This window comes from Mesorhizobium quangtriensis, from assembly GCF_040081925.1.
GTDB classification, from domain to species: Bacteria; Pseudomonadota; Alphaproteobacteria; order Rhizobiales; family Rhizobiaceae; genus Mesorhizobium_K; species Mesorhizobium_K quangtriensis.
The window spans coordinates 367,395-394,383 of record NZ_JBEBMF010000001.1 but is presented as its reverse complement, the minus strand read 5'-3'; the positions used below and the strand labels follow the sequence as shown (position 1 = coordinate 394,383).

The following is a 26,989-nucleotide window of genomic DNA, read 5'->3' as shown; positions in this document are numbered from 1 at the left end:
ATTCCGTCCGCGACCTGCTTCTAGCTTGCCTCAGGATCAGGTCGGTCGCAACCGACCAAAGTGGCAAGCCAAAGCGCTTTGGCTGCCGATATAACGACACCGAACCGGAAATGTGTCAAGCGCCTTTTGGTATGAGAAAGGTGTCGGGCATGCACTATTGCTGCAGCGCAGTAAGGATTCTGAGTACATTTCGACGTGTTTTTGTTTCGCTAGGAAAAGATCCTTGGTAGGGTCTAAAGGTCCCTCCGAGAGGGATTTTCCGATTTGACTTGAAAGCGCTTTGGACGATCGACCTGCCGTGAACCTCAAACAGCTGTCCCATATGCTTGCGCTGTCCCAGACCACGGTTAGCCGTGCGCTGAACGGTTATCCCGAAGTGAGCGAGGAGACGCGTCGCAGGGTGGCCGACGCAGCCAAGCGCCACGGCTACCGACCCAACCCGAGCGCAAGGCGGCTCGCGACCGGCAAGGCCGGCATGATCGGCTATGTGATGCCCACCGGGGCTTCTGTCGACATCGATCCGCATTTCGTCGAATTTCTGTCCGGTCTCGGCGACTACGCGCGCGGCCACGAACTCGACCTGGTTCTCTCGCCCACGACGGCGGACGACGAAGAAACGACCTATCGCCGCGTGGTGGCCAACAAGCAGGTCGATGCAGTCTACGTTTCGTCGCCGCGCCCGGCGGATCGACGCATCGTGCTGCTGAACCAGCTCGGCCTGCCCTTCATCGTGCATGGACGAAGCGAGGGGCTGGATTTCGACTACGCCCATATCGACATCGACAATGAGGCAGCTTTTCATGACGCCGCGCGGTTGCTGCTGCAACTCGGCCACAAGAGGATCGCGCTGATCAATGGCGATACCAGCCAAACCTTCGCGATCTTTCGCGAGCGGGGTGCGCGCAAGGCGCTGCTGGCTAGTGGCCTTTCCCTGCCGCCGGAGCGCATCCGGTCGCTGGCGATGACGGAGGAGAACGGCTTTCGGGCCGCAAACAGCCTGCTGCGCGGAAGCGAGCCGCCGACGGCTATCCTGTGTTCCTCGCTGATCATGGCGCTCGGTGTCGTTCGCGCGATCCGCGATCTTGGGCTGAGTATTCCCGGCGACGTATCGCTGATCGCCCATGACGACGTGTTCCCGTGGCTGAAGCCGGAGAATTTCTCCGTACCGCTGACCACGACGCGATCCTCGATCCGCGCGGCCGGAGAGCGCGTGGCGGAACGGTTGGCGGCGAGGATTTCCCGGCAGGAGACAGAGCCGCGGGGAGAGGTCTGGCCCGTCGATCTGGTCGTCCGAGCCTCGATAGCGACAGCCAAAAATTAGCCGGCTATTCGTTGCCCATCGAATTCGCGGCTGAAGCATCGATCAGGCCATAGCCGAAATCGGAATCGCGGCCCGCGTTCCCGAGATCCTTGGCAGTCGTAGAGAGCGCGGCCTCGATCCAGTCGGCCGAACGATCCGGCGCGGCGCGGATGAGGTTAGCGATGGCGCCGGAAACGACGGCTGCAGCGAACGATGTGCCGGTGACGAGGTCGGTGCCGCCGCCGGCAGGCGCCAGAACGTTCACGCCCGGCGCGGAGACGAAGATGTAGCCGCCGCGATTGGCTTGCGGCATGAGCGCGTCCTTGTCGTCGGTCGCGGTGACCGCGATGACGCCCGGATAGGCTGCGGGGTAGCCGAAGGGCGCCTTCGGCCCATTGTTCCCGGCGGCTGCCACCAGCACGATGTCGCGGGACCGCGCCGCATCGCAGGCTTCCTGCAGCAGCTCGTTTTTCGGCCCGACGAAGCTCATGTTGATGATGCGGACCTCCTGCTCAGCCGCCCAGTCGAGCGCGGAGAGGATGAAGTCCATGGTCGATCGACCGCCTTCGAAGGCGCGCGCATGGTAGATTTTCGCGCCCGGCGCCATGCCGCGGAACCCGCCCGTGCCGGCGATCAGTCCGGCGACCGAGGTGGCATGGTCGCGCGTGGTGACTTCGGTGCCGGGCATCGCATCGAATTCGCCTGCTATTGCCTCGCGGATGGCTGGATGCGTCTCGTCGATCGCCGTGTCTATGACGCCGACGCGGACATTTTCGCCGCTGGCGCTGTCGGGCGAAAGGGCGATGCGCTGGAAGGCATAGCCGACGACGCTGGAGGCCTGTTGAAGCGTGAAGACGCTGTTGGGCACCCGGCGCGTCGCGCGGCCGTCGCTGGCTAGCTGGGCGAGGACCACGCCGACCGGGCGTCCGTCCGGAATACCGTAGCGCACGACGGTCGAGCCCAGCAGCGTCGACGTGCGCTGCGAACGAATTTCCAGCCCGAAGGCGGACGCTATGTCGGCGGCAACGGCCGCGCCACCTTCTACGGTGACCAGCACCTCGTCGGGAACGAATGCGCCCTGCACCGCAACGGGCGCGGCAATAGGGGGCGAAGCGCCGGGCGCGTCGGTTAGCGGTGGTGAGGCGGCGGGCGACGCCGTGTCGGCGGTCACAGCCGGCGGTTCTGGCTCCACGCCGGGCGTCGGATTCGGAAACAGATCGACGATCAGTTCGGGCAGGGCAACCGCGCCCGGGAGAGCAGCATCGCCACTGGTCTTGTTGGCCGGCGTTTTATCTTCCGGTGCCGGGGCGGTTGGCTCAGCCGGCTGTCCCGCCCCGCCGGCGTCGGGTGCAGGCTCCTGCTCAGGTTCGCTGGAGGTTGGGTCATTTGCGGCGGGTTCGTTCGGTGCGGGCGCGCAGTCGTGACCCGCCGCCTGCTGGCGCAGGCATTCGATATCCTCGTCCGTGAGGTTCGGATCGTTGGTCTGCGCGAGAACGGGCACGGCGGCGAGGAGGCCCGCCGCCAGAAGGATCGTCCTGAAGATAAGCGTCGTGCTAGCTGCCATTGCCCGGCTTCCTCCCGGTCAGCACAGTGTCCGCGAAGGGCTGGGCAGCAATAAGGCCGGCGATGCGGTCGTACTCGGCGGCGGTCTTGGCCGGGATGCCTATCTTGTAGATGCCGCCGGGCGCCGGACCGGAAACTATGGTCGCGCCTTGTTCGGACAGGAAGGCGGACACGTCGGCAAGGGTCGCCTCCGGCTTGAAGGTGACCAGCACGAACGGCATGTCGTTCTGCCCGCTGCCGGCGATCTCGACCGGCCCGGAACGTTCGTATGGTCCAAGGATGGTCTGCACCAGCACGAGCGCAACCGCCGCCGCAGCCGTTGCCCAGGCAACGCTTGCGGGGATGGCCCAGAAACCCGCCCAGAAGCGGGCCAGGATGGAAGGCACGTCGACAGCAGCCGTCTGCCCTGCTTCGGCATCGAGCGCCGCGGAAAAGCGCGCCAGCGCTTCGGCCGGCGGCCGGATCGCCTCATTGGCTTCGGCCGTGCCGGCAAACTCGAGCTCGGCGGCTTCCAGCGCGGCGACGGCTTCCGGATCGGTCGCCAGCCATTCCTCGATGGCCGCGAGATCGACCTCGTCCAGCGTGCCGTTCAGGTAGAAGGGCAGCAGCGCTTCCAGCTCGTCGCGGCTGGTCATCCTGTCCTCCGATGTCATGGCCATCCCCTTTCGAAGCCGGCGGCCTGGAGCGCTTCGCCGAGTTTCCTGCGGGCATAGAACATGCGGGTCTTCACCGTCGCGACCGGGATCGACAGTATCTCGCCGATGTCGGCGACCGACTTCGCGTGGTAGTAGGCAAGGTCGATGACGGTGCGGTGTTCCTCCGGCAGCGCGTTGATCATCCGGCGCAGCGCGACCGCCTTGTCGTCCTTCAACAGGGCGACTTCCGGCGTGTCGGCTGTATCGGGAATGGCGGCGGCCGCGTCATCGTCGATCGTCTCTTCCTTCTTGCGTCGCAGCGCTGACAGCGCCTTGAAACGAGCGATACCGAGCAGCCATGTGGAAACCTCGGAGCTGCCCTCGAAGGCCGGGGCCTGCCGCCACAATTCCAGGAAAACCTCATTCGCGATGTCGTCAGCCATCATATCCGATCCCGTCTGGCGCGCGACGAACCGGTAAACCCGGGCGTGGTGGCGCATGAACAGGAGCCTTACGGCGGCGCGATCGCCATGCGCGACCCGCTCAACGAGTTCGCTGTCGGACTGCTGGCCGGATGCTGCGGTCGTGCCAACCATGGGGCTCCTGCAGGCTCAGTCGCGCGTATCAGGCGAAAGGTTCACCGGATTTTCCGATTTTTGCACTCGGACAGTTCCTGTCAACACCGGATCCTACGTTTGCGTTTTAGGTAAGCCCGGCCTTATCAACCGATGCGGAACGTATATTCGTGCGCGACGACCACGTGGTGCTCGACCGTGTCGGGTTTCTCGATCAGGTAGATCTCGTCCACCGTGAAATAGCGTGCGCGCTCACAATCGTCGCCGGCAAAGGCGCGCACGGCGTCCATGTCCCGCCACCAGGACAGGGCGGTGATCTCGGTGGCGCCGTTGCCGAGGTCGCGCAGCGTGATCTGGTGGCCGAGATTGCCATCGGCCGTCTCGATCTCCTCGGCGCCCGTCTCGGCCATGTATTTCGCATACTCCGCGGCGCGCTCCGTCGCGACCTTGCCGGTCCAGCGGCGCAGGATGATCTCGTCTGGCATGCGCAAGGCTCCGGATCAGGGAGTTTCCTTGTGCCACGGGACGGGGATGGAGTCGATTGGTGGCGTTCCTCGCCCCTGCGAAGCGCGGGAGAGGTGTCCGCGAAGGGGACGGAGAGGGGGTGTTAGCGCCTTCATGTCCCGGTCGGGCTCAAATGGCGACCATCGCTCCCCATCACCGTCTCGGTCCTACGGACCGATCCACCTCTCCCCCGCTTCGCAGGGGCGAGGAACCGCCAATCGCCAAAGTCGGCGCACACTTTCCCGTTGCCACGCCCTGCTTTCGCAGTCTGGCCTTTGTCAAAGAGCGCTCCCGGTGGCGGGAGGTGGGAAGACGGGCGGCCGTTCGATCGCTCATCTTGTAGTTTACATGCGACCTTGCGGCCGCCCGTCCGGCGTTCTTGCCCCGGGGGAGGACACGGCCGCTGCCGCTGGTCTCCGCAAGGGCCCGGACCTGGGGGCTCATCACCCAGCCGCGCTACCGATGGAGCATGATATCTGGCGGTTGCCCGCCTGCCCGACATCAGCTCCGGCGCGACCGATCCGGCGCCGTCGCCCTCCCTGATCCCCGGTCCGGACCCGGTTCCCGCGAGAGCGATGCGGAGGATTATGCGGGAGGTGGCAGGGGTGTGGATAAATCGGGGCGGATTTTTTTGATAGGGCGAATGAAATCAAGGGGTTGGGCGGAGGGTGTATCCACACGGGAAGCTGCCACAGCGCTAGAACCCCGCGCATTCGTCATCCTATGGCGAAGCAGGCCGAAGGCCGTCGCGAAGACCATAGGATCCATGCCGTGCCATCCGCGAAGCACGCAACATTGCAGACCTTGCTGCCTCTGCGCCTCTCTCATACCGTCGATGCATGACCGGCTACGTCTACATGACCGCCAGCCAGAAGCGCGGCACCATCTATATCGGCGTGACCAACTCGCTCGGCCGGCGCATGCCCGAGCACAAGGACGGCAAGGGCTCACAGTTTACCGCGCGCTACGGTGTTCAGCGGCTCGTCTGGTACGAGGAGCATTTCGACATTCGTGATGCCATCCAGCGCGAGAAGTCGCTGAAACGCTGGCCTCGACAATGGAAGATCGAGCTTATCGAGAAGGCCAATCCGGAGTGGTTTGAGCTGTTTCGTGGTACTGGGTGGTGAGGGGTGCTGCCGAGGTGATTATCCGGACAGAGCCTACCCCCGCTTCGTCATCCTCGGGCTTGACCCGAGGATCCATGCCGTGAGGGCCGAGGGCAAGGATCGGGGCCCCGAGCGGTTGTCGTGCTGCCGCTCGGTCACGGCATGGATCCTAGGGTCGCGCTTCGCTTGCCCTAGGATGACGAAGGTGTGGGGTGGATGCGCTTACCCAGCCTAGGTGCGCTCCCCACCTTGCCATCCGCCGCGCGTTTTGCCATCGGTCACCACCCGCCTTCCGCTGACAACACGCGCACCGGCCGGGCGGGGACCGGAGGAAAAACATGTCGTGGACTGCCGACTGGGAATATGGCCTGCCGCTGGCGGTGGCGGTGATGGTGTTCCATGTCGCTGCGTTCATGCTGATCACGCGGGCGCTGGTGCCGGAGGTGGCGTCGATGCGCAACACGCATTTCCGCTTCATCGCAGGCGTCGGACTGCTGGCGATCGCCGCCGCGACGCTGCACGGGCTGGAGGGGCTTGCCTGGGCGTGGCTCTATGTGTGGCTCGGCGCGCTGCCGGATTACAACACGGCCGTGCTCTATTCCTTCGGCGCGATGACCAGCTACGGCCATGCGGACGTCTATCTGGAACGGCAATGGATGCTGCTCGGCACGATCGAGGCGGTGAACGGGCTGATCGTGTTCGGCCTGACGACGGCGTTTTTCTTCGCCGCCATCCAGAAGGCTTGGCCGGGGCGGGGCGGCTGAGGGGCTGCAGGCGCGTTTCGACAGCCGCCTTGCGCCCTTGACAGACACCGGCCGACGGGCGGAATTTCGGGCGTCCGGGATTGGCGTCCGGGCGCGGTGTCCGGGCGTGGGCGGGAGGGGCAGATGCGGTTGCGGTCGATGCTGGCGGGGCTGGTCGCGGCGGTTGCGCTCGAAGCGTCATGCGCGGGGGCTGCGCTGGCGCAGTCGCTGAAGGCGGACGAGGTGCTGAGCTCCACCTCGGTGCAGCCGATCTCGGCGCCGAACCCGGTGGCGGGCGCCGACGGGCGCGTGCACCTGGCCTACGAATTGCTGGTGGTGAACGCCAGCCGGCTGTTCATGACGCTCGACAAGGTGGAGGCCGTCGACGCCTCCGGCTCCAGCCTGTGGTCGCTGGAAGGCGACGCGCTCGCCGCGATGATACAGACCTATTCCGGCGGCGCGCAACAGCTTCCGCCGGGCGGATCGGCCGTGGTGTTCATGGACGTGAACTTCGCGGCCGACGCGGCCTTGCCCAAGGAGGTGCTGGCGCGCGTGACGGTGAGCCGCAAGATCGCGGGCGCTGACGGCAAGCCGGCCGCGTTCCCGGCCGGCGAGCCGGTGCCGGAAACCGTGACCTTCACCGGCGCTGCAACCGGGATCGGGGCAGGCGCGCGCGTGATCGAGCCGCCGCTGAGGGGCAAGGGCTGGCTGGCGGTGAACGGATGCTGCGACAGCCTGACCTCGCATCGCGGCGGCGTGATGGCCGTGAACGGGCTGCTGCGCGTGCCGGAACGCTTCGCCATCGACTGGATCCAGATGGACACGGGCGACCGGGTGTTCGACGGCGACGTGTCAAAGCTCGCAAGCTATCCCTATTATGGCGCGGAGGTCCATTCCGTCGCCGACGGCGTCGTGGTGAACGTCTATGACGAGGCCGACGAGCAGACGCCCGGAACGATCAAGGGCATCACCACCGAGAACATCGGCGGCAACATGCTGGCGATCGATATCGGCGGCGGCGCATACGCCTTCTACGCGCACATGCAGCGCGGATCGCTGAAGGTGAAGCTCGGCGACAAGGTGAAGGCGGGCGAGGTGATCGGCCTGCTCGGCAACACCGGCAACACGACCGGGCCGCACCTGCACTTCCACCTGATGGACGGACCCTCGCCGCTCGACGCAAACGGACTGCCGTTCGTGTTGACGCGGTTTTCGAGCCCAGGCGTCGCCGAGGTGACCGAGGACACGTTCGAGAAGGGAAGCCCGGTCAGGATCGACGCAAGCAGGCTGGCCGGCGACCATCGCGACCAGCTGCCGCTGAACAACCAGGTGGTGGACTTCGGGGACTAGGATCAGTCGCCGATTCCGGGCCGATCTCAGTCCGGCCCGAAGCCCGGCGAGGTAACGCCGCCGTCGTCATATTTCGACAGCCATTCCACCAGCGTCGGGCGATAGCGGGTGAGGCCCTTGTAGGTGGCGAGTTCCTCGGGGAGGTCGCGGATGACGCGATGCAGGCGCTTGGCCCATTTCGGCGACGTGGCGAGCTCGTCCATCTTGATGAGGTAACAACGGATCGGGAAGACCAGCGCGTTGGAGCGCGGCAGCCGCCAGAAGGTCTGCAGCTCGACGCGCAGATGCACCTTGTCGCCTACGTTTTCCGGCGTGACGGTGGTGCGGTCCGGACCCCATTTGTGATAATTCTCCGGGCTGGTGTCGAGGCGCGGGTTGATGGTCATCGTCCAGTTGAGGCGGCGCGCCGGCTGGCCCTGCTGCACGTTGAGCAGGAATTTCAGCGCGCGGGTGAAGATGCCCTTCTCATGCGCCAGCGGCACGGGCGCGTGCCACTCGAAGAAGTTCATGCCGATGTCGAAATCGAGCGACCAGTCGGCCTGCGTGGTGACGATGCCGGCGTCCATCCAGAGGTTGCCGTCGCGCTGGTCGAGGATGCAGTAGTCGCCCTGGCTCTGGCGCGTGATGTATTCCATCGGGCCGTAGGGCAGCGTCGAGGTGTCGCCGAAGACGAATTTGTCGTCGATGCCGAGCGGCCGGTTGATCCAGTGCCAGTTGTCGCCGTCGCGGGTCAGGGTGAAATGCTCGGGATAGCTCTCGGCCATGGAGACCATGAGCAGCTCGAGCAGGTCCCAGCCGGCGAGCGTCATGTGCGGCAGCGACTGGCAGCGCAGCGGGTCCTCCGCCAGCACCAGCGCGCGGTCCTCCATCTCGGAGACGTAGTGCTCGTCGACGTCGAACGGGAACTCCAGCACGCTGCCCTTCGGTCCCGACTTATGCGGCTCGATGTTGACCGCGTACATGTAGGAGTCCTCGTGGAACGGGAACGGGAAGCGCCTGACATGCTCCGGCGAGTTCCTGAACGAGAAGTCGTCGCGGAAGGTTTCCTTCCTGAACTGGATGCCCATCTGTAAGAGTCTCCTTACCGTTCAAGGACGAGGGAACGGCCCTCGAAGCGCGAGACGCAGGGCATGATCTTCTTGCCCGAGGCGTGCTCTTCCTCCGAAAGCCAGTGGTCGTTGTGCAGGAATTTTCCGTCATAGGAGATGACGTTGGTCTCGCACTGGCCGCAGACGCCGCCGCGGCAGAGATAGGGCGGGTCGACGCCGGCGGCCTCGATGGCCTCCAGCAGGCTCTGCTGTTCACCGACATGGATAGTCTTGCCGGAGACAGCGAGCGTGACGTCGAAGGGCTTGCCCGGCTGCGGCGCGGAGAAGTGCTCGTAGTGCACGTTCTCGGACGGCCAGCCGAGCTCGGCGGCGCGGCCGCGCACCCAGTCGATCATCGGTGCCGGGCCGCAGACATAGAGGTGCGTGCCGAGCGGCTGCGACGTCAGCAGGCGGTCGAGCGCGATCTTCTCGCCGCGATCGTCATGATAGAGGTGGATGCGCTTGCCGTAACGCTCCTGCAGGAGGTCGCCATAGGTGAAGAGCGAGGCGGTGCGGCAGGCATAATGCAGCTCGAAATTGCCCCCCTCGGCCGCGAGTTGCGCGGTCTGCGCGACGAAGGGCGTGATGCCGATGCCGCCCGCGATCATCAGGTGCTTTTTCGCGCGCAGGTCGAGCGAGAAGAGGTTGACCGGATAGGAGACCACCATGCGGTCGCCCGGCCTGACGTTGCGGTGCATGAAGAGCGAGCCGCCGCGTCCCTGGTCGTCGCGGCGCACCGAGATGGTGTATTCCGAGGTGTCGAGCGGCGAGGACATCAGCGAATAGGGGTTCAGGCGCGGCGGCTTGCCCTCCTCGCGCATCTCGACCACGACATGCGCGCCGCCGGAGAAGGTCGGCAGCAGGCCACCGGCGGTGGGGCGGAAGTGGAAGCGCGTGACGAGATCGTTGACGGGGACGACGTCGGCCACGGTAACGTCGAGCTTGGTCGTGCCGGCGCTCATCGGAATACCTCCTCGACAGGCACCTGCTCGCTGCGGTCCTCCGCGTTGATGCAGACGCCCTGGAAGGCGGCGAGGCGACGCGAATAGTGGTCGCGCACGAAAAGCGTCAGGCCGCAATGGGCGCAGGTGACGGGCTGCGTGGTGACGTCCTCGGTGACGCCCTTGCAGTGGACGCACTGGACACGGCGCGCCAGCGAGCCGCGATGCTCCGTCTGGATGGAGGAGTAGTCGATTCCGGCTTCGGTGGCGGCGAGCATCGCCTGGCCGATCAGGCCTTCGGTGCCGGCGAGGTAGACTCGCAGGCCCATATGGGCGGTGGCGAAGGTCTGGCGCAGGCGCGGCAGCGCGGCGGCGATGGACGGGCCGTCATAGAAACGTGCGGGCTTCAACGCCTTCAGGGCGGCGACGTATGTCTCGCCCTCGGCACGCGGGATGTAGACGATCTCTGCGGCGGAGAAGAAACCCTCCGGCGCGGACTTCGCGAGGTCGAGGATCGCCTGCGCCCCTTCGGCGTCGGCGATCAGCAGATGTTCGGTGCCCTTCTGGGGCGAGAGCGTGCCGTAGACGGGCCTGCTCTTGATTGTCGGTTCAATCGGCACTTCCGGCCTTTCCCTATTATCGTAAGCGTCCTCCCGTTTCGGTTCGGCGTCAGCCTTTCGCGGTGCGCTTGGCCTTCTTCGGATCGTCGAAGGGAAGCGGCTGGGCGGTGGCCTTTATGATGCCGCTGCGGTTGTGGATTTCAAGGGGCGTGCCCTGCACCGCCGTGTCGACGCTGAGCCGGGCGATGCCCATCGATTTCTTGACCAGCGGCGAATACATGGCGCAGGTGACAACGCCGACCTGGGTGCCGCCCGCATGGACAGGCGCGCCCTCGTCCGCCGGCTCGGTTCCCTCAAGCAGGACGCCGAAAATCTTGAAGCGCTCCTTGCCCTTGAGGCGGTAGTGCTCCTCGGCGCCACGGAAGCCGGTCTTCCCGGGGCTGACGGTGAAGTCGAGACCGAGTTCCCACAGTGTATCGCCGGGGCCTTCATCCTCGAACGGGTACTTCTGCGAATTGTCGTAGGGATAGAAGAGCAGGTAGCTCTCGACGCGCAGCATGTCGAGCGTGGTGAAGCGGCAGGGGATGATGCCCATCGACTTGCCTTCCTCCAGGATGCGGTCCCAGATGGCGACGGCGTCCTGCCCGCGGCAGAAGATTTCGTAGCCGCGCTCGCCGGTGTAGCCGGTGCGCGAGATCATCACCGGGAAGCCGAAGAGCTGCGTCTGCATGTGATGGAAGTAGGGCAGGTCGCGGATGCCGGGCACGTGCTTGGCGAGATAGTCGACGGCGAGCGGCCCCTGCAGCGAGAGGTCGTGCAAATTGTCGTCGAAGCGCAGCGACACGTCCTTGCCCTGTGCCGCGCGGGTGAGTTCCTCATGGCCGGTGCCGGAGCCGTGCACGACCATCCAGGAGTTCGGGCTGATACGGTAGATGATGCAGTCGTCGGTGAACTTGCCAGCCTCGTTCAGCATGCAGGCATAGGCCGACTTGCCGGGATAAATCTTTTCCGGGTCGCGCGTGGTGGTGATGTCGATCAGGTGCTGCGCGTGCGCGCCCGTGATGTGGACCTTCTTGAGGCCCGACACGTCCATCAGCCCGGCCTTGGTGCGGATCGCTTCGTATTCCGCGTTCGGGTCGCCGGAATAGCTCCAGGCGGTGCCCATGCCGCTCCAGTCCTCGAGGTTGGAGCCGAGCGCCTTGTGGCGGTCGATCAGCGTCGAAAATCTCCAGGAACGGGTCATGTGGCTCTCCCCAGTGGTTCACTTTCATTGGTGCGGCGGAACCGTTCCCATGGCTCTCGTCGCTTGGCGAAATACTGACTCGATTTTCCCGGCCAGTGCAATACTGGCGTGCAAAATGTTTTCCTGACAGGCAAATATTTTGCTTGGCAGCCTCCTCGTCGCACGGTGGCAGGATACCAGGCCACGCGGCCCAAGCGAAATTCGTTCTGACTGTTGAAAAAGCACGGCATGCTCGAATCCTGTGCAATTGCATCGAATTGATGCAATGCAGCACGCGCGACAGCTTGACGCAGGCCTAGAACAGGCGGACATTCCTCGCAGGCAAGTTGTTTTCATAACAATCAAATTGCCTTGGGAGGGACTATGGAAGCGAGACTCGGGGAAGGGTCCGATGCGCGTTCGCTCGAGACGCGCATCGACCAAATGCATGGACGTGACCGCAGGGGTGCACTGGCCTTCGTGATAGGGCTTTGGGTCACCATCCTGTTCACGCTGTTCACCATCTGGCCGCTGATCAGCGAAGGCGGAATCAGGATCGTGCTCGGCATCGCCGCGCTACTGGTCCTGGCGTTCAATACCGCGGCCATCGTGGCCATGCTGCGCCACTACGGCGACGACAAATCTTTCATCTACGGCCTCGACATCATGCATCTCGACGAGATGCGTCGCCGCAAGCGCCTCTAGGAGGATCCGGACATGGCATACAAACCTCCGAAACAAAGTCTCGCGGGGCAGGTTATCGACGTCTTCGTTCTGCTCGTCCTGACGGTGGGCGCACTCTATCTGCCGCTTTACATGGGGCTCGCCGGCGCGGCGAAGACCCCCGCTCCGATCGAAAACCCGACCTGGGAGGCGCTTGGCCAGAACGCGGCCGAGCAGCAGCAATGGGCGGCACTCGGTTTTCCCGACGCGGCCTCCGCCAACGAAATCATCACCGCCCGCTTCGACTACACGTTCAGCTGGACTGCGCTGATCGTGATGGTGGTCGCCGTCGTCGGCTACTTCATCCTCGTCGTCAGGCTCTCCGACAAGGAGTACCGCGAGGTGATCGACGAGCGCTTCGGCAAAGATGGCAACCGGTAGGAGCGGGTTATGGATATCTGGAACTATCTGGAATACGCGGCCTGGGCGCTGTCAGCCGTGATCGCCGCGATCATGATCATGGACATGATCAAGATCGACACGACCTACGACAACGAACTTCTCACGTCATCTCGAGAGGGTGAGCTCGAGCTGACGCAAGAACGTCACGAGCTTTGAGGGCCCCGTCATGAGCAATGTTTCTGCAACTGAAGCGCCGGAGAGGCTCGGCCTCCTGCGCGTACTCGGCCCGGCTCACGTATGGGCGCTTGGCGTCGGCATCGTGCTTGTCGGCGAATATATGGGATGGAACTTCTCCGTCGGAAAAGGCGGGATGATCGCCGGCCTCGTCGCCTGCTGGGTGGCGGGGCTCCTCTACACCTGCGTTGCGATGATCGATTCCGAAGTGACGTCGACGGTGGCTGCCGCCGGCGGCCAATATGCGCAGGCCAAGCACATCGTCGGGCCATTGATGGCCTTCAATGTCGGCCTCTTCCTCGTCATGGCCTACACGATGCTGGAGGCAGCGAACGCCATCACCATCGGCTTCCTGCTCGACACGGTGGCCGGCATGCTCGGCCATTCGGGGCTGAACCAGAAGCCGTTCATCATCCTGACCATCCTGGCGCTCGCCTGGCTGAACTATCGCGGCGTGCTGGCATCGCTGTCGTTCAACCTCGTGATCACGGCCTTTGCCTTCGTCGCGATCATCGTCCTGTTCCTTTCGGTGCAGTTCGGCGCCTCGGCGGTTCCGCTCGACTTCTCGGCGGTCACCAACGAGCCGCTGCCCTATGGCTGGCTCGGCATCGTCGCGGCACTGCATTTCGGCCTCTGGTACTATCTCGGCATCGAGGGCACCTGTCAGGCGGCCGAAGAGGTCCGCTCGCCGGCGCGCTCGCTGCCTTTCGGCACGATGGCCGGCATCATGACGCTGGTGATCGCGGCGACGTTGACCTGGTATGTCTGCTCGGGCCTGATCCCGTGGGAATATCTCGGCAGCGCCGGCACGCCGCTGTTTGACGCCGCGCGTGTGACCGGCAATTCGGGGCTGATGGTGCTGCTGTTCATCGGCACGGTGTTCGCCACGACAGCCTCGGCCAACGGCTGCATCAACGATGCGTCCCGCGCATGGTTCTCGATGGGACGCGACCACTATCTGCCGGAGTGGTTCGGGGCGGTGCATCCGCGCTTCAGGACGCCATACCGCTCGATCGTGTTCCTGGTGCCGATCGCCCTGATCTTCGCGCTCGGCGCACCGCTCGATCAGGTGATCACCTTCTCGATCCTGTCCGGCCTTCTCGGCTACACCTTCATGACCTTCAACATGGTGATGTTCCGCAAGAAGTGGCCGCTGGGCACGATCAAGCGTGGCTATGTGCATCCGTGGCATCCGCTGCCGGCGCTCATTCTGCTCGTTCTGTGCGCGGCAACCTACTTCGCCGTGTTCCTGGGCTACGGAACGCAGCTCATCGCGATGCTCTGCTTCTACATCATCGCGTCTCTGTGGTTCCATTTCTGGCGCTATCGTTTCGTCAAGCGTGGCGACCAGTTCACCATGCCCTGGCCACGGCCGCAGGGCTATTGAGGCGGGACGCGAGGGACTCCCATGCAGACGGCGTTCGGACTGGCCGGTTTGCCGCTCTCCGCCGGAGGCATGGCTCTCCTGCTGTTCTGCATCGCGGGCGTCGCGACGATCGCGGCGCTCGCCCGCAAGGAAATGCGCGAAGACCTCAAACGGCGCGCCGTTCTGCTCGACCAAGCAAGCGCGCTGTTTGACAATCCAAGCATAAAGGTCGGCGGCGACGGCTATCCGAGGCTGGTAGGCACGAACAACGGCAACCGCGTCAGCCTGGAGATCGTGCCGGACAGTCTCGTCCCTCGTCGCGTTCCACAACTCTGGCTCAAGCTGACCATGCTGACCGACGGGCAGGCGTCGCGCCCTTCGATCGGTGTGCTGGCGAGGCCAGTCGGCACCGAATTCTACTCGCGCGTGCTTGGCCTGCCGGACACCGTCACTCCATCGTTCAAGGCAGACTTTCCGCTGCTGATGCGCGGAAAGGACGTGACCGAGGCGGCGCTACGGCGCACCAGCAGCCTGTTCCACACACTCTTTGCAGATCCTGCGCTGAAGGAGGCCGTCATCACGCCGCGCGGTACAGGGCTGGTGCGGCAGATCGCAGAGGGCGATCGCGGCGCGCATATCCTCTACCGGCAGATGCGCTTTCCGGTGGCGCAGGTATCGCCCGACATCGTGCGTAACGCGCTGGCGGAACTGCGCCTGCTCGATGAAGCTCTCGAACCGGCACAATCTGGGACCATCGCATGAACGAGCCGTCGATCACTATTGCGCAGCAACCGCTCAACCCGCGTCTCGTGCTATTGCTGGCGATCCTGCTGCCCGGTGCGGGCCATGTGGCAATCGGACAGGTCCAGCGCGGCCTCTGCTTCGTGCTGTTCGCCATACTTCTGATGGTCGTTACCTACACCACAACGACCCCGGATCAGTCGTTCATCGGACGGCATGCCGGCGGACTGTTCGTCTGGGCGCTTTCCATCACCGATGCCTATCGCCTTGCCAGGATCAGGCAGGAGGCATTTCGCCGCGCGACCGTTGGCGCAGGGGCGTCGGGCGCTTGAACGCGGGATATCCGTCGATTAAACAGCAGGAATATTTTTTTCATACCAGTTGAAATCGTTTGGCCTATTCGCTAGAAAAATCGAAGAAGATATCCCCCACCTAGAAAGGGCAAGTCCATGTGCGGAATTGTCGGCCTTTTCCTGAAAGACAAATCGCTGGAGCCGAAGCTCGGCGCGATGCTGTCCGAAATGCTCATCACCATGACGGATCGCGGGCCTGACAGCGCCGGCATTGCCATCTACGGCTCGGGCGAAAGCAAGAAGAGCAAGATCACCATCCAGTCGGCCGATCCGGAGACGGATTTCGCCGGTCTGGGCAAGGCGCTGGCCGAGAAGATCGGCGGCAAGCCTGACGTCGTCGTCAAGTCGACCCATGCCGTGATCGAGGTGCCGACCGACAAGGTGGCGGAAGCACGCGAAGCGATCCTCGAGTTGCGGCCGGCCGTGCGCATCATGGGCGTTGGCGAAGTCATCGAGATTTTCAAGGAAGTCGGCCTGCCGGCTGATGTCGTGAAGCGTTTCGACCTGACCAAGATGTCGGGCACGCACGGCATCGGCCACACCCGCATGGCGACCGAAAGCGCCGTCACCACGATGGGCGCGCACCCCTTCTCGACCGGCCCGGACGAGTGCCTCGTCCACAACGGCTCGCTGTCGAACCACAACAACATGCGTCGCGAACTGAAGCACGACGGCATGAGCTTCGAGACCGAGAACGACACCGAGGTCGCGGCTGCCTTCATTTCCAACAAGATGGCGCATGGCGACAATCTCGGCCAGGCGCTGGAGAAGACGCTGACCGACCTCGACGGCTTCTTCACCTTCGTCGTCGGCACCAAGAACGGCTTCGGCGTCGTTCGCGACCCGATCGCCTGCAAACCTGCCGTCATGGCCGAGACCGACCAGTATGTCGCCTTCGGTTCGGAATATCGCGCGCTCGCCAACCTGCCGGGCATCGAGAATGCCAAGGTCTGGGAGCCCGAGCCCGCAAAAGTCTATTTCTGGGAGCACTGATGCCAACCGTCGATTTGTCCAAGTCTTCGCTGCGCGAACTCAATCAGGCGCTTCACGACATCCAGCCCGGCTCGAACGAAACCTCCTGGGAGGTGGTCAACCCGAAGGGCAGTCATGCGGTCGCCGTCGGCGTCGACAAGCCGGTTGCCGTCGATGTGCGCGGCTCGGTCGGCTATTACTGCGGCGGCATGAACGATGGCGGCGCGATCACGGTGCACGGTTCGGCCGGCCCCGGCGTCGGCGAGAACATGATGTCGGGCTCGATCGTGGTAAAGGGCGACGCCAGCCAGTATGCCGGCGCGACCGCGCGCGGCGGGCTGCTGGTGATCGAGGGCAACGCGTCGTCGCGCTGCGGCATCTCGATGAAGGGCGTCGACATCGTCGTGCATGGCAATATCGGCCACATGTCGGCCTTCATGGCGCAGTCGGGCAATCTCGTCGTGCTTGGCGACGCCGGCGATGCGCTGGGCGACTCCATCTATGAGGCAAAGCTCTACGTGCGCGGCAAGGTGAAGAGCCTGGGCGCGGACTGCGTGAAGAAGAAGATGCACCCGAAGCATATCGAGCGGCTGCAGAAGCTTCTCGACTCGGCGGGCGTGAAGGGCGTGAAGCCGGAAGAATTCACGCGCTACGGCTCGGCTCGCACGCTCTACAATTTCAACATCGACAACGCCGACGCGTACTAAAGCGGACGAGGGGCAAGCATGACATACAAGAACCCGCCGACCACGCCGCGCAAGTCCGCGACCTTCGACGATTACACGCTGTCGGAAATCCGCCGCGCCGCTGCGACCGGCATCTATGACATCCGCGGCGCGGGCGCGAAGCGCAAGCTGCCGCATTTCGACGACCTGCTGTTCCTCGGCGCATCAATCTCGCGCTACCCGCTGGAAGGCTATCGCGAACGTTGCGACACGTCGGTCGTGCTCGGCACGCGCTTCGCCAAGAAGCCGATCGAGCTGAAGATCCCGATCACCATCGCCGGCATGAGCTTCGGCTCGCTGTCGGGTCCGGCCAAGGAAGCGCTGGGACGCGGCGCGACCGCAGCCGGCACCTCGACCACCACCGGCGACGGCGGCATGACCGAGGAAGAGCGCGGCCATTCCAAGCAGCTCGTCTACCAGTATCTGCCGTCGCGCTACGGCATGAACCCCCGCGACCTGCGCCGCGCCGACGCCATCGAGATCGTCGTCGGTCAGGGCGCCAAGCCCGGCGGCGGCGGCATGCTGCTCGGCCAGAAGATTTCCGACCGCGTCGCCAACATGCGCAATCTGCCGAAAGGCATCGACCAGCGCTCAGCCTGCCGTCACCCCGACTGGACCGGCCCGGACGATCTGGAGATCAAGATCCTCGAAATCCGCGAGATCACCAACTGGGAAAAGCCGATCTACATCAAGGTTGGCGGCGCGCGCCCTTATTACGACACGGCGCTGGCTGTGAAGGCCGGCGCGGACGTGGTGGTGCTCGACGGCATGCAGGGCGGCACGGCGGCGACGCAGGAAGTGTTCATCGAGCATGTCGGCCAGCCGACGCTCGCCTGTATCCGCCCTGCGGTGCAGGCGCTGCAAGACCTCGGCATGCACCGTAAGGTGCAGCTCATCGTCTCGGGCGGCATCCGCAACGGTGCAGACGTCGCCAAGGCCTTGGCGCTCGGTGCCGACGCCGTGTCGATCGGAACGGCGGCACTCGTGGCGCTGGGCGACAACGACCCGCGCTGGGAGGCCGAATACAACGAACTCGGCACCACGGCCGGCGCCTATGACGACTGGCACGAGGGCAAGGACCCGGCCGGCATCACTACGCAGGATCCCGAGTTGATGAAGCGCGTCGATCCGGTTGCGGCTGGGCGCCGTCTGGCGAATTATCTCAAGGTGATGACGCTGGAGACGCAGACCATCGCCCGCGCCTGCGGCAAGAACGACGTGCACAACCTTGAACCCGAGGACCTTTGCGCGCTGACCGTCGAAGCGGCGGCGATGGCGCAGGTGCCGCTGGCCGGCACGAGCTGGATACCTGGAAAAGGCGGCTTCTAACGGAGCCGCTTTTCTGCATAACAATAGCCACGGGAACGGCTTTTCAAAACACGTAATGGGGAACTCCATTGGCAACTGATCTCGCAGCCTTCGCCAAGAAGAACGGCGTCAAATATTTCCTGATCTCCTACACCGACCTGTTTGGCGGACAGCGCGCCAAGCTGGTGCCGGCGCAGGCGATATCAGACATGCAGAAGGATGGTGCAGGCTTTGCCGGCTTTGCGACATGGCTCGACCTGACCCCGGCGCATCCCGACATGCTGGCGGTGCCGGATCCGGAGTCGGTCATCCAGCTCCCCTGGAAGCCGGAAGTGGCATGGGTAGCGGCCAATTGCGTGATGGAAGACCAGCCCGTCAGCCAGGCGCCGCGCGACACGCTGCGCCGCCTCGTGGCGGAAGCCGCCGCCGAGGGCATGCGCGTCAAGACCGGCGTCGAGGCCGAGTTCTTCCTGATCACCCCCGACGGCACCCAGATTTCCGATCCGGCCGACACCGCATCGAAGTCATGCTACGACCAGCAGGCGGTGATGCGCCGCTATGACGTGATCGCCGAAATCTGCGACCACATGCTGGCGCTGGGCTGGGGCCCGTACCAGAACGACCACGAGGACGCCAACGGGCAGTTCGAGATGAACTGGGCCTTCGACGACGTCATCCCGACCGCCGACAAGCACTCGTTCTTCAAGTTCATGGTCAAGTCGATCGCCGAGAAGCACGGCCTGCGCGCGACCTTCATGCCGAAGCCCTTCCCCGGCCTGACCGGCAATGGCTGCCATGCGCATATCTCGGTGTGGGACAAGGCCGGCAAGGTCAACGTCTTCGCCGACCCCAAGATGGAACTCGGCCTGTCGGCCAAGGGCAAGAACTTCCTCGGTGGCATCATGAAACATGCCTCCGCGCTTGCTGCCATCACCAACCCGACGGTGAATTCCTACAAGCGTATCAACGCGCCGCGCACCATCTCCGGCGCGACCTGGGCACCGAACTCGGTGACGTGGACCGGCAACAACCGCACGCACATGGTGCGCGTGCCCGGCCCCGGTCGCTTCGAACTGCGCCTGCCGGACGGCGCGGCGAACCCCTATTTGATGCAGGCGGTGATCATCGCGGCCGGCCTCGACGGCATCCGCTCCAAGGCCGATCCGGGCAAGCGCTACGACATCGACATGTACAAGGACGGCCACACGGTGAAGGGCGCGCCGAAGCTGCCGCTGAACCTGCTCGACGCGCTGCGCGAATTCGACAAGGACAAATCGCTGAAGGCGGCGCTTGGCGACGAATTCTCGGCGGCCTATCTAAAGCTGAAGCAGCAGGAATGGAATTCCTATGCTTCCCACTTCACCCAGTGGGAACGGGACCACACGCTCGACATCTGACGGGCAAAAACAACGGCAAAAGGGCGAGTTCGAAGCATAACTATGAAATACTCGATCTTCTCGCTCGCCCGCGCGGCCCTCTCCGGCCACAAGAACTGGCCGCGCACGTGGCGCGACCCGGAACCGCAGAAACAGTATGACGTCGTGATCGTCGGTGGCGGCGGCCATGGGCTCGCCACCGCCTACCACCTCGCCCACGAGCATGGCATCCGCAATGTCGCCGTGCTGGAGAAGGGCTGGATCGGCTCGGGCAATGCCGGCCGCAACACGACCATCATCCGCTCCAACTACATGCTGCCCGGCAATATCGGCTTCTACGAGATGTCGATGAAGCTGTGGGAGACGATGGAGCGTGACCTCAACTACAACGCGATGGTCAGCCAGCGCGGCGTGCTGAACCTCTACCATTCGGACGCACAGCGCGACGCCTATGCGCGGCGCGGCAACGCCATGCGCATCAACGGCATCGACTCCGAACTGCTCGACCAGGCGGGCGTCAGGAAGCTCGCGCCGTTCCTCAACTTCGACAATTCGCGCTTCCCGATCCAGGGCGGGCTGTTGCAGCCGCGCGGTGGCACGGCACGACACGACGCCGTGGTGTGGGGGTATGCGCATGCGGCCGACAAGCTCGGCGTTGACATCATCCAGAACTGCGAGGTCACCGGCTTCACGCGCGACGCGAATGGCAAGGTGACGGGCGTCGAGACATCACGCGGCACGATCGGCGCGGGCAAGGTGGGCATTGCGGTGGCCGGCAATTCCTCGCGCGTCGCGGCGATGGCCGGCCTGCGCCTGCCCATCGAAAGCCACGTGCTGCAGGCCTTCGTGTCCGAAGGCATCAAGCCGCTGATCCCCGGCGTCATCACCTTCGGCGCGGGTCATTTCTACGTCAGCCAGTCCGACAAGGGCGGGCTGGTCTTCGGCGGCGACATCGATGGCTACAACTCCTACGCCCAGCGCGGCAACCTGCCGGTCGTTGAGGATGTCTGCGAGGGCGGCATGGCGCTGATGCCGGTCATCGGCCGCGTGCGCCTGCTGCGCCAGTGGGGCGGCATCATGGACATGTCGATGGATGGCTCGCCGATCATCGACAAGACGCCTGTCGACGGCCTCTATCTGAATGCTGGCTGGTGCTATGGCGGCTTCAAGGCGACGCCCGGCTCGGGCTTCGTCTTCGCGCACCTGATCGCGCGCGACGAACTGCACCGGGAGGGCGCGCGCTTCCGGCTCGACCGCTTCCAGCGCGGCGCGATGATCGACGAAAAGGGCCAGGGCGCCCAACCGAACCTGCACTGAGGGCGGTAAAAGAACGATGCGTATAACCTGCCCCTTCTGTGGCCCGCGCGAGAACGGCGAGTTCTCCTATCTGGGCGACGCCAAGCCGAAGCGACCCGCGCCGGACGCCGGCCAGGATGCGTTCTATGACTACGTCTACCTGCGCGACAACGTCGCCGGGGAGATGGAGGAGCTTTGGTATCACGGCGGCGGCTGTCGCTCCTGGCTCAAGGTCCGGCGCAACACGGTGACGCACGAGATCTTCTCCGTCGAGCCGGTCGCCGGCGCGGGTGCCCAAAAGGTGGCGTCATGAGCGCGGCCGGGCAGACGCATCGCCTCGCGACAGGCGGCCTCATCGATCGCGACAAGAGGCTATTGTTCAGCTTCGACGGCAAGTCGATGGACGGTTTCGCAGGCGACACGCTGGCCTCGGCGCTTGTCGCCAACGGGGTGAAACTGGTCGCGCGCTCGTTCAAGTATCATCGCCCGCGTGGCATCCTGACCGCTGGTTCAGAGGAGCCGAACGCGCTGGTGGAACTGCGCACAGGCGCACGCCGCGAGCCGAACACGCGCGCAACCACGATCGAGCTTTATGACGGGTTGGTTTCGACCAGCCAGAACCGCTGGCCGTCGCTCAACTTCGACTTCCTTTCGATCAACCAGCTGGCGTCGCCGATCTTCGTCGCGGGCTTCTACTACAAGACCTTCATGTGGCCTTCGGCGCTGTGGGAAAAGCTCTACGAGCCGCTGATCCGCCGCGCGGCAGGCCTCGGACGCGCTGCCGACAAGAGCGACCCCGACCACTACGAGAAGGCGTGGGCTCATTGCGACGTGTTGATCGCCGGCAGCGGGCCGACGGGCCTTGCGGCCGCGCTCGCGGCAGGTCGCGCCGGTGCGCGGGTAATCCTTTGCGAAGAGGATTCCGTGCTAGGCGGGCGGCTGCTTTCCGACGGCGGCACGATCGACGGTTTGCCGGCAAACGAGTGGGTCGCCAAGGCAGTCGCCGAGCTCGAGTCCATGCCCGAAGTGCGCATCATGACGCGCACGACGTTGACCGGAGCCTTCGACCAGGGCGTGCATGCGGCGCTGGAACGGGTGAGCGACCACCTGCCGGTGCCGCCTGAGCACCAGCCGCGCCAACGCCTCTGGCGCATCGTGGCGAAGCGCACGATCGTCGCAGCAGGCGCGCTGGAGCGGCCGATCGTTTTCGGCGGCAACGACACGCCCGGCGTGATGCTTTCTTCGGCGGTGCGCACCTACATCAACCGCTACGCGGCGACGCCGGCGAAGCGGCTGGCGCTCTTCACCAACAATGACGACGGCTGGAAGACGGTCGAGGCCGCACTGGCGGCTGGCGTGACCATCGCAGGCATCGTCGATGCGCGTGCGGAGGTGTCGGCCGAACAGCGCGCGCTTGCCGCCAAGCATGGCTTCGCGGTCCTCAACGGCATGGTCGACCATGTCGAAGGCGGCAAAACAGGCGTCGCAAAAATCGTTGCGGCACTGGCCGGCGGGGCGAAAGCCACTCTGGAAGCCGACGCGCTTGCCGTCTCGGGCGGCTGGAATCCAGCCGTCGGGCTGACCTCGCAGCATCGCGGCCGGCCTAAATGGCGCGACGACATCGCCGCCTTCGTGCCGGATGGCGCGCCTCCCGGCATGGTCGCGGCGGGATCCGCCAACGGCGAATTCTCGCTCGCGGCATGCCTGATGGAGGGACATTCGTCGGGCGCTGCGGCGGCCGGTGATCTTGGCTTCAGCAAGAGCGCCGGCAACACGCCCGTGTCCGACGAGGATGCAGCCTATTCGCTGAAGCCGCTCTGGACCGTCAACAGCAAGCACAAGGCCTTCGTCGATTTCCAGAACGACGTGACGGCCTCCGACATCGCGCTCGCCGCGCGCGAGGGCTTCCAGTCGGTCGAACACCTGAAGCGCTACACCACGCTCGGCATGGCAACCGATCAGGGCAAGAACTCGAATGTGCAGGGCCTCGCCATCATGGCGGAGCTGACCGGCCGTTCGATCCCGGAGACGGGCACCACCATCTATCGCCCGCCCTATGTGCCGATCGCCATCGGTGCGTTGGCCGGCCACCATCGCGACGAAAACTTCCACTCGACCCGGCTGACGCCATCGCATCATTGGGCCGCCGAGCGCGGCGCGGTGTTTGTCGACACCGGTCTCTGGAAACGCGCTCAATGGTATCCGATCAAGCGCGAGAAGGACTGGCTGGTTTCGGTCACGCGCGAAGTGAAGGCCGTGCGCTCGGGCGTCGGCTTCTGCGATGTCTCAACGCTCGGCAAGATCGACGTGCACGGGCCGGACGCCGGAACCTTCCTCGATCGCGTCTACATCAACACCTTCTCCAACCTCGCGGTCGGCAAGGCGCGCTACGGCATCATGCTGCGTGAGGACGGCATCGTCTATGACGACGGCACGACGTCGCGGCTGGCCGAGGACCACTACTTCCTCACGACCACCACCGCGAAAGCGGGACAGGTGATGCAACACCTGGAGTTCTGCCGGCAGGTGCTGTTCCCGGAACTCGACGTGCAGCTTACCTCCGTGTCGGACCAGTGGGCGCAGTTCTCCATCGCCGGGCCGAAGACGCGCGACCTGCTGCGGGACATCGTCGCCCCCTCCGAAGACCTGTCGAACGAAGGCTTCCCCTTCATGGGCACACGTGAGGTGATGTTGCGCGGCGGCGTGAAGGCGCGGCTGTTCCGCATCTCCTTCTCCGGTGAGATGGCGTTCGAGATTTCGGTGCCGGCGCGGTTCGGCGATGCGCTGGTGCGCAACCTGATGAGTGCAGGCGAAAAGTACGGCGTGACGCCTTACGGTACCGAGGCGCTCGGCGTGATGCGTATCGAGAAGGGCCATGTCGCCGGCCCCGAACTCAATGGAACGACGACCGCAGCCGATCTTGGGCTCGGCAAGATGATGTCGACCAAGAAGGACTTCATCGGTCGGACCATGGCAGGCCGCGAGGCGCTCGTCGCCGACGACCGACAGGTCGTGGTGGGCATCAAGCCTGTCGACAAGGCGCGCCGCCTTCGTTCCGGCGCGCACATCATTCCGAAGGGCGCGACGCCCGGGCCAGAGACGGACGACGGCTATGTCACCTCCGTCTGCTTCTCGCCTTTCATGGACCAGTGGATCGGGCTCGGCCTCGTAAAGCACGGCCGCGAGCGGCACGGCGAGATCGCCATGGCGCACGATCCGGTGCGCCGCGAGGACTACGAAGTCGAGATTTGCAACCCAGTCTTCTACGATCCGGAGGGAGGACGCCAGCGTGGTTGAACTGTCGGTTGAACTGTCCTGGGCTGAGACGACGCCGCTGTCGCGCATCTATGCGGCTGGCCGTCACGGCGTGAAAGAGCACGATGCCGGCCTGACGATGGCCGAGCAGACGGGCTTTGAACTGGTGCAGGTGATGGCGCGGCGCGGCCAATGGAGCGCGACCGACCAGGCCTGCAAGGAAGCGTATGGAGCATCGGCGCCAGCCAAGCCGCATGCTGTCGTGGCGCAGGGTGCGCTTCTGGTCTGGTCAGGCCCTGACCAGTTCCTCGTGCTGTCGCCGCGCGGCGATGGTCTTGAACGGGCGCGGCTCACCTTTGCCGGGATGGCTTCCTTGTCCGAGCAATCCGACGGCCGGTCGCTGCTGCGTATTTCCGGCCAACGCTCGCGCGACATGCTGGCAAAGGTCTGTTCTCTTGATCTGCACCCGGCGGTTTTCCCGCAATGGGCCGCGGCGGCGACCTCGATCGACCACACCTCCGTCAATCTCTGGCGCAGCACGGATCGCGACGGCGCGGCGGTGTTCCACCTGCTAGTCTTCGCGACCTTCGCGGAAAGCCTCTGGCACACGCTGCTGGACTCCGGCGCGGAGTATGGCGTGACGATCGATGCGCCGGGGGCATGGCAGGCTTGACCGGGTGGTCCTTCACCTGAGTGCGCGGATCGCGTAGAGAAGCGCTCGAGGACGGCCTCGGGCGTTTTGCCCATCAACGAAGGGACGACCCTTCCGCACAGAGGAGTCTTCTTCCATGAGCTGGGTCTATCTTTTCATCGCAGGTCTGTTCGAGATCGGCTGGGCCATCGGCCTGAAATACACCGAAGGTTTCACCAAGCTCGTTCCGACGATCTGGACGGCGGCCGCTTTTCTGGCCAGCATCGGGCTCCTGGGTGTCGCGCTGAAGACGCTGCCGGTCGGCACGGCCTATGCCGTGTGGACAGGCATCGGCGCGGTCGGAACGGCAATCCTCGGGGTCTATCTGCTCGGCGAGCCGGCAACAGTCGCCCGGCTCGCCTGCATCTGTCTCATCGTAGCCGGCATCGTCGGCCTGAAGCTCGTCTCCTGACCGCTTAGCTATAGGGCGACCAGCACTGGCGGCGCGGTCCCTCGTAGGGCTGATAGGTGTTGTCGTATGAGCGATAGGACCGGTAGGTCTCGTAGCACCATGCGACATGCGCGGCGGCCAGCCGGCGAGAGGGGGCGGGGGTTGTCACAACCGCCGCGCCGGCCGCCGCTCCCACCGCGAACGCCGCGGCAGGGAACCAGTAGCCTCTGTAGTATCGATAGCCGGGCCGGGCGACGACGACGCCGCGATGGCCGTTGTAATAGTACACGCCCCTGACGCGATAGAAGCCGTGGCGATGGGCGACGGGTTCGGCGGTTGCGGACAAGTCCGGGCTGACGGTTGGCCGCGGAAGCGGCACCGCCAACGCCGGTGCGGTCGTTGCGAAAGCCATGGCAGCCGCCATGAGGATGAAGCGAATTTTCATGTTCTTTTCCTCGTGTCTTATTGAGCTTGCGCGGCATCCCGCGCGCGCTTGAGCGAACGCATTTCCTTGATGGAAAGCGCGTTGTCACCGTCGCTGTCGGCGCTGCGCATTTCCGGAGGGATGAAGCCGGCGAACTCGACGCGCGAGATCGCGCCGTCGCCATTCGTGTCCATCAGCGTCATGCGCCTGCTCGCATCGAAGGCTGCGAGGAAGCCGGGATTGCCCGATTTCTTGCCTTGCGCGGCGGCGACCTTCCTGACTGTGTCGATCTCGGCCTGATCCAGAACGCCGCTGCCATTGGCGTCCATCCTGTCGAAAATCTTCGCCCGCGCGGCCTCGATCTCACTGAACTGGATCGAATGATCGCCGTTCGTGTCGATCTCGCGGAATTTGGCGCGTACGCCCTCGACATCCGAGGCGTGCGCGCCGCCTGCCGCCGTTACGCACAACCCGACGACGGCAAGCAGCAAGCTTGCAGGTCTCATGAAGCTCTCCTTTCGACTTTGTCCCTTTGTCGGCTTCTACGACGGGCTTTCCGGGCTCCTACGCGGCCCGGCGAAAAAATCAGGCGGCGTCGCTCGGGCAAAATTCCCGGCCCGCCGCGTAGGAGTTTCGAGGCCTGCTCGTATTGACCTGCATACGGCCGCGACGGCCGGTGTTTGAAAGGAGCACGATCATGAAAACCGCGTCCGTGGCGCTTGCCACGCTGGTTCTCGCAGTGACGGGTAGCACCGCCATCGCTCAACCGACTGAACGGGAGCCCGCTAAATCACAGAAGTTCTTGGCCCGCCTTGATGCCGACAAGGATGGCAAGATCACCAGGGAAGAGTCCGAACAGGCGCGCAAGAGACTCTTCGCCCGGCTCGACCGGAATGGGGATGGGCTCGTCGACGAGGCGGAGGTCGACCGTGCGCGACAGGCCATCATCGATCGCGCGACGATGATGGAGACCCGCCTTTCCATGCAATGGCAACGCATGGACAAGGACGGCGACAGAAAAGTGTCCGCCGACGAATTCCAGTCGCGGACGGTCATATTCGATCTGGCCGACCGCAACGGCGACGGCGTCGTCACTGCGGACGAGATCGACGCCCTGCGAACACTGTTCGGAAGGGTCGGCAAGGCGGGCTGACCGTTGCGCATTGACCCCTCTTGAATTCGCACTTTCCTCAAGTCATGGAGAC

Annotated in this window: 30 protein-coding genes; 20 read left to right on the top strand and 10 right to left on the bottom strand. The window is 64.6% G+C overall.

Annotation, left to right across the window (positions count from 1 at the left end):
- The first annotated feature begins 298 nt into the window (after positions 1–298).
- Positions 299–1,321, top strand: coding sequence for a substrate-binding domain-containing protein (locus tag ABMA32_RS02020; protein ID WP_349012060.1), 1,023 nt, complete (start codon positions 299–301; stop codon positions 1,319–1,321).
- A gap of 4 nt (positions 1,322–1,325) precedes the next feature.
- On the opposite strand, the gene ABMA32_RS02015 is transcribed toward ABMA32_RS02020, so the two are convergent.
- The 4 genes from ABMA32_RS02015 to ABMA32_RS02000 form a co-directional block, all read right to left on the bottom strand.
- The gene (locus ABMA32_RS02015; RefSeq protein WP_349012059.1) at positions 1,326–2,864 is read right to left on the bottom strand and encodes a S8 family serine peptidase; all 1,539 of its coding nucleotides are present in this window, start codon (positions 2,862–2,864) and stop codon (positions 1,326–1,328) included.
- Positions 2,854–3,498 (bottom strand): anti-sigma factor, encoded by a 645-nt coding sequence (locus ABMA32_RS02010; protein WP_349012058.1) that lies wholly within the window; start codon positions 3,496–3,498, stop codon positions 2,854–2,856. Before ABMA32_RS02010 ends, ABMA32_RS02015 begins: the two co-directional genes overlap by 11 nt.
- 14 nt (positions 3,499–3,512) lie before the next feature.
- Positions 3,513–4,094 (bottom strand): sigma-70 family RNA polymerase sigma factor, encoded by a 582-nt coding sequence (locus ABMA32_RS02005; RefSeq protein WP_349012057.1) that lies wholly within the window; start codon positions 4,092–4,094, stop codon positions 3,513–3,515.
- Positions 4,095–4,219: 125 nt separating this feature from the next.
- On the bottom strand, positions 4,220–4,558 hold the full coding sequence (locus ABMA32_RS02000) for an antibiotic biosynthesis monooxygenase (protein WP_349012056.1): 339 nt from the start codon (positions 4,556–4,558) through the stop codon (positions 4,220–4,222).
- 858 nt (positions 4,559–5,416) lie between these two features.
- Between ABMA32_RS02000 and ABMA32_RS01995 the strand changes: the two genes are divergently transcribed.
- The 3 genes from ABMA32_RS01995 (at position 5,417) to ABMA32_RS01985 (ending at position 7,776) form a co-directional block, all read left to right on the top strand.
- Positions 5,417–5,704 carry a GIY-YIG nuclease family protein gene (locus ABMA32_RS01995; protein ID WP_349012055.1) on the top strand — a complete coding sequence of 96 codons (288 nt, stop codon included), beginning with the start codon at positions 5,417–5,419 and terminating at the stop codon, positions 5,702–5,704.
- Between the two features lie 317 nt (positions 5,705–6,021).
- Positions 6,022–6,447, top strand: coding sequence for a hypothetical protein (locus tag ABMA32_RS01990; RefSeq protein WP_349012054.1), 426 nt, complete (start codon positions 6,022–6,024; stop codon positions 6,445–6,447).
- Between the two features lie 123 nt (positions 6,448–6,570).
- Positions 6,571–7,776, top strand: a complete 1,206-nt coding sequence (locus ABMA32_RS01985) for a M23 family metallopeptidase (protein ID WP_349012053.1) — start codon at positions 6,571–6,573, stop codon at positions 7,774–7,776.
- Positions 7,777–7,802: 26 nt separating this feature from the next.
- Here the strand turns inward: ABMA32_RS01985 and ABMA32_RS01980 are convergent, their stop codons facing one another.
- The 4 genes from ABMA32_RS01980 to ABMA32_RS01965 are packed head-to-tail and all read right to left on the bottom strand — an operon-like array spanning position 7,803 to position 11,608.
- Complete coding sequence (locus tag ABMA32_RS01980) at positions 7,803–8,843, bottom strand: heme-dependent oxidative N-demethylase family protein (RefSeq protein ID WP_349012052.1); 1,041 nt, start codon at positions 8,841–8,843, stop codon at positions 7,803–7,805.
- Positions 8,844–8,857: 14 nt separating this feature from the next.
- Positions 8,858–9,826 (bottom strand): PDR/VanB family oxidoreductase, encoded by a 969-nt coding sequence (locus ABMA32_RS01975; protein WP_349012051.1) that lies wholly within the window; start codon positions 9,824–9,826, stop codon positions 8,858–8,860.
- Positions 9,823–10,419: a dimethylamine monooxygenase subunit DmmA family protein gene (locus ABMA32_RS01970; RefSeq protein ID WP_349013301.1), complete on the bottom strand. Its 597-nt coding sequence runs from the start codon at positions 10,417–10,419 to the stop codon at positions 9,823–9,825. The genes ABMA32_RS01975 and ABMA32_RS01970 overlap by 4 nt, the downstream gene beginning before the upstream one ends.
- Before the next feature lie 55 nt (positions 10,420–10,474).
- Positions 10,475–11,608 (bottom strand): aminomethyl transferase family protein, encoded by a 1,134-nt coding sequence (locus tag ABMA32_RS01965; RefSeq protein ID WP_349012050.1) that lies wholly within the window; start codon positions 11,606–11,608, stop codon positions 10,475–10,477.
- 363 nt (positions 11,609–11,971) lie between these two features.
- Between ABMA32_RS01965 and ABMA32_RS01960 the strand changes: the two genes are divergently transcribed.
- The 15 genes from ABMA32_RS01960 (at position 11,972) to sugE (ending at position 25,381) form a co-directional block, all read left to right on the top strand.
- Positions 11,972–12,292: a hypothetical protein gene (locus ABMA32_RS01960; protein ID WP_349012049.1), complete on the top strand. Its 321-nt coding sequence runs from the start codon at positions 11,972–11,974 to the stop codon at positions 12,290–12,292.
- Positions 12,293–12,304: 12 nt separating this feature from the next.
- Positions 12,305–12,691, top strand: a complete 387-nt coding sequence (locus tag ABMA32_RS01955) for a hypothetical protein (protein WP_349012048.1) — start codon at positions 12,305–12,307, stop codon at positions 12,689–12,691.
- Between the two features lie 9 nt (positions 12,692–12,700).
- Entirely contained in the window at positions 12,701–12,868 is a 168-nt protein-coding gene (locus ABMA32_RS01950) for a hypothetical protein (RefSeq protein WP_349013370.1), read from the top strand.
- Between the two features lie 10 nt (positions 12,869–12,878).
- The gene (locus ABMA32_RS01945; RefSeq protein WP_349012047.1) at positions 12,879–14,273 is read left to right on the top strand and encodes an APC family permease; all 1,395 of its coding nucleotides are present in this window, start codon (positions 12,879–12,881) and stop codon (positions 14,271–14,273) included.
- Between the two features lie 21 nt (positions 14,274–14,294).
- Positions 14,295–15,014, top strand: a complete 720-nt coding sequence (locus ABMA32_RS01940; protein WP_349012046.1) for a hypothetical protein — start codon at positions 14,295–14,297, stop codon at positions 15,012–15,014.
- Complete coding sequence (locus ABMA32_RS01935; RefSeq protein WP_349012045.1) at positions 15,011–15,325, top strand: hypothetical protein; 315 nt, start codon at positions 15,011–15,013, stop codon at positions 15,323–15,325. The genes ABMA32_RS01940 and ABMA32_RS01935 overlap by 4 nt, the downstream gene beginning before the upstream one ends.
- A gap of 117 nt (positions 15,326–15,442) precedes the next feature.
- Complete coding sequence (locus ABMA32_RS01930; protein WP_349012044.1) at positions 15,443–16,339, top strand: class II glutamine amidotransferase; 897 nt, start codon at positions 15,443–15,445, stop codon at positions 16,337–16,339.
- On the top strand, positions 16,339–17,025 hold the full coding sequence (locus ABMA32_RS01925) for a GltB/FmdC/FwdC-like GXGXG domain-containing protein (RefSeq protein ID WP_349012043.1): 687 nt from the start codon (positions 16,339–16,341) through the stop codon (positions 17,023–17,025). The genes ABMA32_RS01930 and ABMA32_RS01925 overlap by 1 nt, the downstream gene beginning before the upstream one ends.
- An 18-nt stretch (positions 17,026–17,043) precedes the next feature.
- Positions 17,044–18,372 carry an FMN-binding glutamate synthase family protein gene (locus tag ABMA32_RS01920; protein ID WP_349012042.1) on the top strand — a complete coding sequence of 443 codons (1,329 nt, stop codon included), beginning with the start codon at positions 17,044–17,046 and terminating at the stop codon, positions 18,370–18,372.
- Positions 18,373–18,440: 68 nt separating this feature from the next.
- A complete protein-coding gene (gene glnT, locus ABMA32_RS01915) occupies positions 18,441–19,748 on the top strand; it encodes a type III glutamate--ammonia ligase (RefSeq protein ID WP_349012041.1) in 1,308 nt (435 codons plus the stop codon).
- Between the two features lie 42 nt (positions 19,749–19,790).
- Positions 19,791–21,044: a sarcosine oxidase subunit beta family protein gene (locus ABMA32_RS01910; protein ID WP_349012040.1), complete on the top strand. Its 1,254-nt coding sequence runs from the start codon at positions 19,791–19,793 to the stop codon at positions 21,042–21,044.
- Positions 21,045–21,060: 16 nt separating this feature from the next.
- The gene (locus ABMA32_RS01905; RefSeq protein WP_349012039.1) at positions 21,061–21,336 is read left to right on the top strand and encodes a sarcosine oxidase subunit delta; all 276 of its coding nucleotides are present in this window, start codon (positions 21,061–21,063) and stop codon (positions 21,334–21,336) included.
- Positions 21,333–24,320 (top strand): sarcosine oxidase subunit alpha, encoded by a 2,988-nt coding sequence (locus ABMA32_RS01900; RefSeq protein WP_349012038.1) that lies wholly within the window; start codon positions 21,333–21,335, stop codon positions 24,318–24,320. Before ABMA32_RS01905 ends, ABMA32_RS01900 begins: the two co-directional genes overlap by 4 nt.
- On the top strand, positions 24,313–24,951 hold the full coding sequence (locus ABMA32_RS01895; protein WP_349012037.1) for a sarcosine oxidase subunit gamma: 639 nt from the start codon (positions 24,313–24,315) through the stop codon (positions 24,949–24,951). Before ABMA32_RS01900 ends, ABMA32_RS01895 begins: the two co-directional genes overlap by 8 nt.
- Before the next feature lie 115 nt (positions 24,952–25,066).
- Complete coding sequence (gene sugE / locus ABMA32_RS01890) at positions 25,067–25,381, top strand: quaternary ammonium compound efflux SMR transporter SugE (RefSeq protein ID WP_349012035.1); 315 nt, start codon at positions 25,067–25,069, stop codon at positions 25,379–25,381.
- Positions 25,382–25,385: 4 nt separating this feature from the next.
- Here sugE and ABMA32_RS01885 read toward each other — a convergent pair whose 3' ends face one another.
- Positions 25,386–25,805 (bottom strand): BA14K family protein, encoded by a 420-nt coding sequence (locus tag ABMA32_RS01885; protein WP_349012034.1) that lies wholly within the window; start codon positions 25,803–25,805, stop codon positions 25,386–25,388.
- Positions 25,806–25,822: 17 nt separating this feature from the next.
- The gene (locus tag ABMA32_RS01880; RefSeq protein ID WP_349012033.1) at positions 25,823–26,290 is read right to left on the bottom strand and encodes an EF-hand domain-containing protein; all 468 of its coding nucleotides are present in this window, start codon (positions 26,288–26,290) and stop codon (positions 25,823–25,825) included.
- A gap of 191 nt (positions 26,291–26,481) precedes the next feature.
- Here ABMA32_RS01880 and ABMA32_RS01875 point away from each other — a divergent pair, with 191 nt between their 5' ends.
- Positions 26,482–26,937 carry an EF-hand domain-containing protein gene (locus ABMA32_RS01875; protein ID WP_349012032.1) on the top strand — a complete coding sequence of 152 codons (456 nt, stop codon included), beginning with the start codon at positions 26,482–26,484 and terminating at the stop codon, positions 26,935–26,937.
- Positions 26,938–26,989: the final 52 nt, after the last annotated feature.

Bases quoted from the DNA above. Each gene is read 5' to 3' on its own strand.
- ABMA32_RS02015 (WP_349012059.1), bottom strand. From the start codon at position 2,864: ATGGCAGCTAGCACGACGCTTATCTTCAGGACGATCCTTCTGGCGGCG.
- ABMA32_RS02010 (WP_349012058.1), bottom strand. From the start codon at position 3,498: ATGACCAGCCGCGACGAGCTGGAAGCGCTGCTGCCCTTCTACCTGAAC.
- ABMA32_RS02005 (WP_349012057.1), bottom strand. From the start codon at position 4,094: ATGGTTGGCACGACCGCAGCATCCGGCCAGCAGTCCGACAGCGAACTC.
- ABMA32_RS02000 (WP_349012056.1), bottom strand. From the start codon at position 4,558: ATGCCAGACGAGATCATCCTGCGCCGCTGGACCGGCAAGGTCGCGACG.
- ABMA32_RS01995 (WP_349012055.1), top strand. From the start codon at position 5,417: ATGACCGGCTACGTCTACATGACCGCCAGCCAGAAGCGCGGCACCATC.
- ABMA32_RS01990 (WP_349012054.1), top strand. From the start codon at position 6,022: ATGTCGTGGACTGCCGACTGGGAATATGGCCTGCCGCTGGCGGTGGCG.
- ABMA32_RS01985 (WP_349012053.1), top strand. From the start codon at position 6,571: ATGCGGTTGCGGTCGATGCTGGCGGGGCTGGTCGCGGCGGTTGCGCTC.
- ABMA32_RS01980 (WP_349012052.1), bottom strand. From the start codon at position 8,843: ATGGGCATCCAGTTCAGGAAGGAAACCTTCCGCGACGACTTCTCGTTC.
- ABMA32_RS01975 (WP_349012051.1), bottom strand. From the start codon at position 9,826: ATGAGCGCCGGCACGACCAAGCTCGACGTTACCGTGGCCGACGTCGTC.
- ABMA32_RS01965 (WP_349012050.1), bottom strand. From the start codon at position 11,608: ATGACCCGTTCCTGGAGATTTTCGACGCTGATCGACCGCCACAAGGCG.
- ABMA32_RS01960 (WP_349012049.1), top strand. From the start codon at position 11,972: ATGGAAGCGAGACTCGGGGAAGGGTCCGATGCGCGTTCGCTCGAGACG.
- ABMA32_RS01955 (WP_349012048.1), top strand. From the start codon at position 12,305: ATGGCATACAAACCTCCGAAACAAAGTCTCGCGGGGCAGGTTATCGAC.
- ABMA32_RS01950 (WP_349013370.1), top strand. From the start codon at position 12,701: ATGGATATCTGGAACTATCTGGAATACGCGGCCTGGGCGCTGTCAGCC.
- ABMA32_RS01945 (WP_349012047.1), top strand. From the start codon at position 12,879: ATGAGCAATGTTTCTGCAACTGAAGCGCCGGAGAGGCTCGGCCTCCTG.
- ABMA32_RS01940 (WP_349012046.1), top strand. From the start codon at position 14,295: ATGCAGACGGCGTTCGGACTGGCCGGTTTGCCGCTCTCCGCCGGAGGC.
- ABMA32_RS01935 (WP_349012045.1), top strand. From the start codon at position 15,011: ATGAACGAGCCGTCGATCACTATTGCGCAGCAACCGCTCAACCCGCGT.
- ABMA32_RS01930 (WP_349012044.1), top strand. From the start codon at position 15,443: ATGTGCGGAATTGTCGGCCTTTTCCTGAAAGACAAATCGCTGGAGCCG.
- ABMA32_RS01925 (WP_349012043.1), top strand. From the start codon at position 16,339: ATGCCAACCGTCGATTTGTCCAAGTCTTCGCTGCGCGAACTCAATCAG.
- ABMA32_RS01920 (WP_349012042.1), top strand. From the start codon at position 17,044: ATGACATACAAGAACCCGCCGACCACGCCGCGCAAGTCCGCGACCTTC.
- ABMA32_RS01910 (WP_349012040.1), top strand. From the start codon at position 19,791: ATGAAATACTCGATCTTCTCGCTCGCCCGCGCGGCCCTCTCCGGCCAC.
- ABMA32_RS01905 (WP_349012039.1), top strand. From the start codon at position 21,061: ATGCGTATAACCTGCCCCTTCTGTGGCCCGCGCGAGAACGGCGAGTTC.
- ABMA32_RS01900 (WP_349012038.1), top strand. From the start codon at position 21,333: ATGAGCGCGGCCGGGCAGACGCATCGCCTCGCGACAGGCGGCCTCATC.
- sugE (WP_349012035.1), top strand. From the start codon at position 25,067: ATGAGCTGGGTCTATCTTTTCATCGCAGGTCTGTTCGAGATCGGCTGG.
- ABMA32_RS01885 (WP_349012034.1), bottom strand. From the start codon at position 25,805: ATGAAAATTCGCTTCATCCTCATGGCGGCTGCCATGGCTTTCGCAACG.
- ABMA32_RS01880 (WP_349012033.1), bottom strand. From the start codon at position 26,290: ATGAGACCTGCAAGCTTGCTGCTTGCCGTCGTCGGGTTGTGCGTAACG.
- ABMA32_RS01875 (WP_349012032.1), top strand. From the start codon at position 26,482: ATGAAAACCGCGTCCGTGGCGCTTGCCACGCTGGTTCTCGCAGTGACG.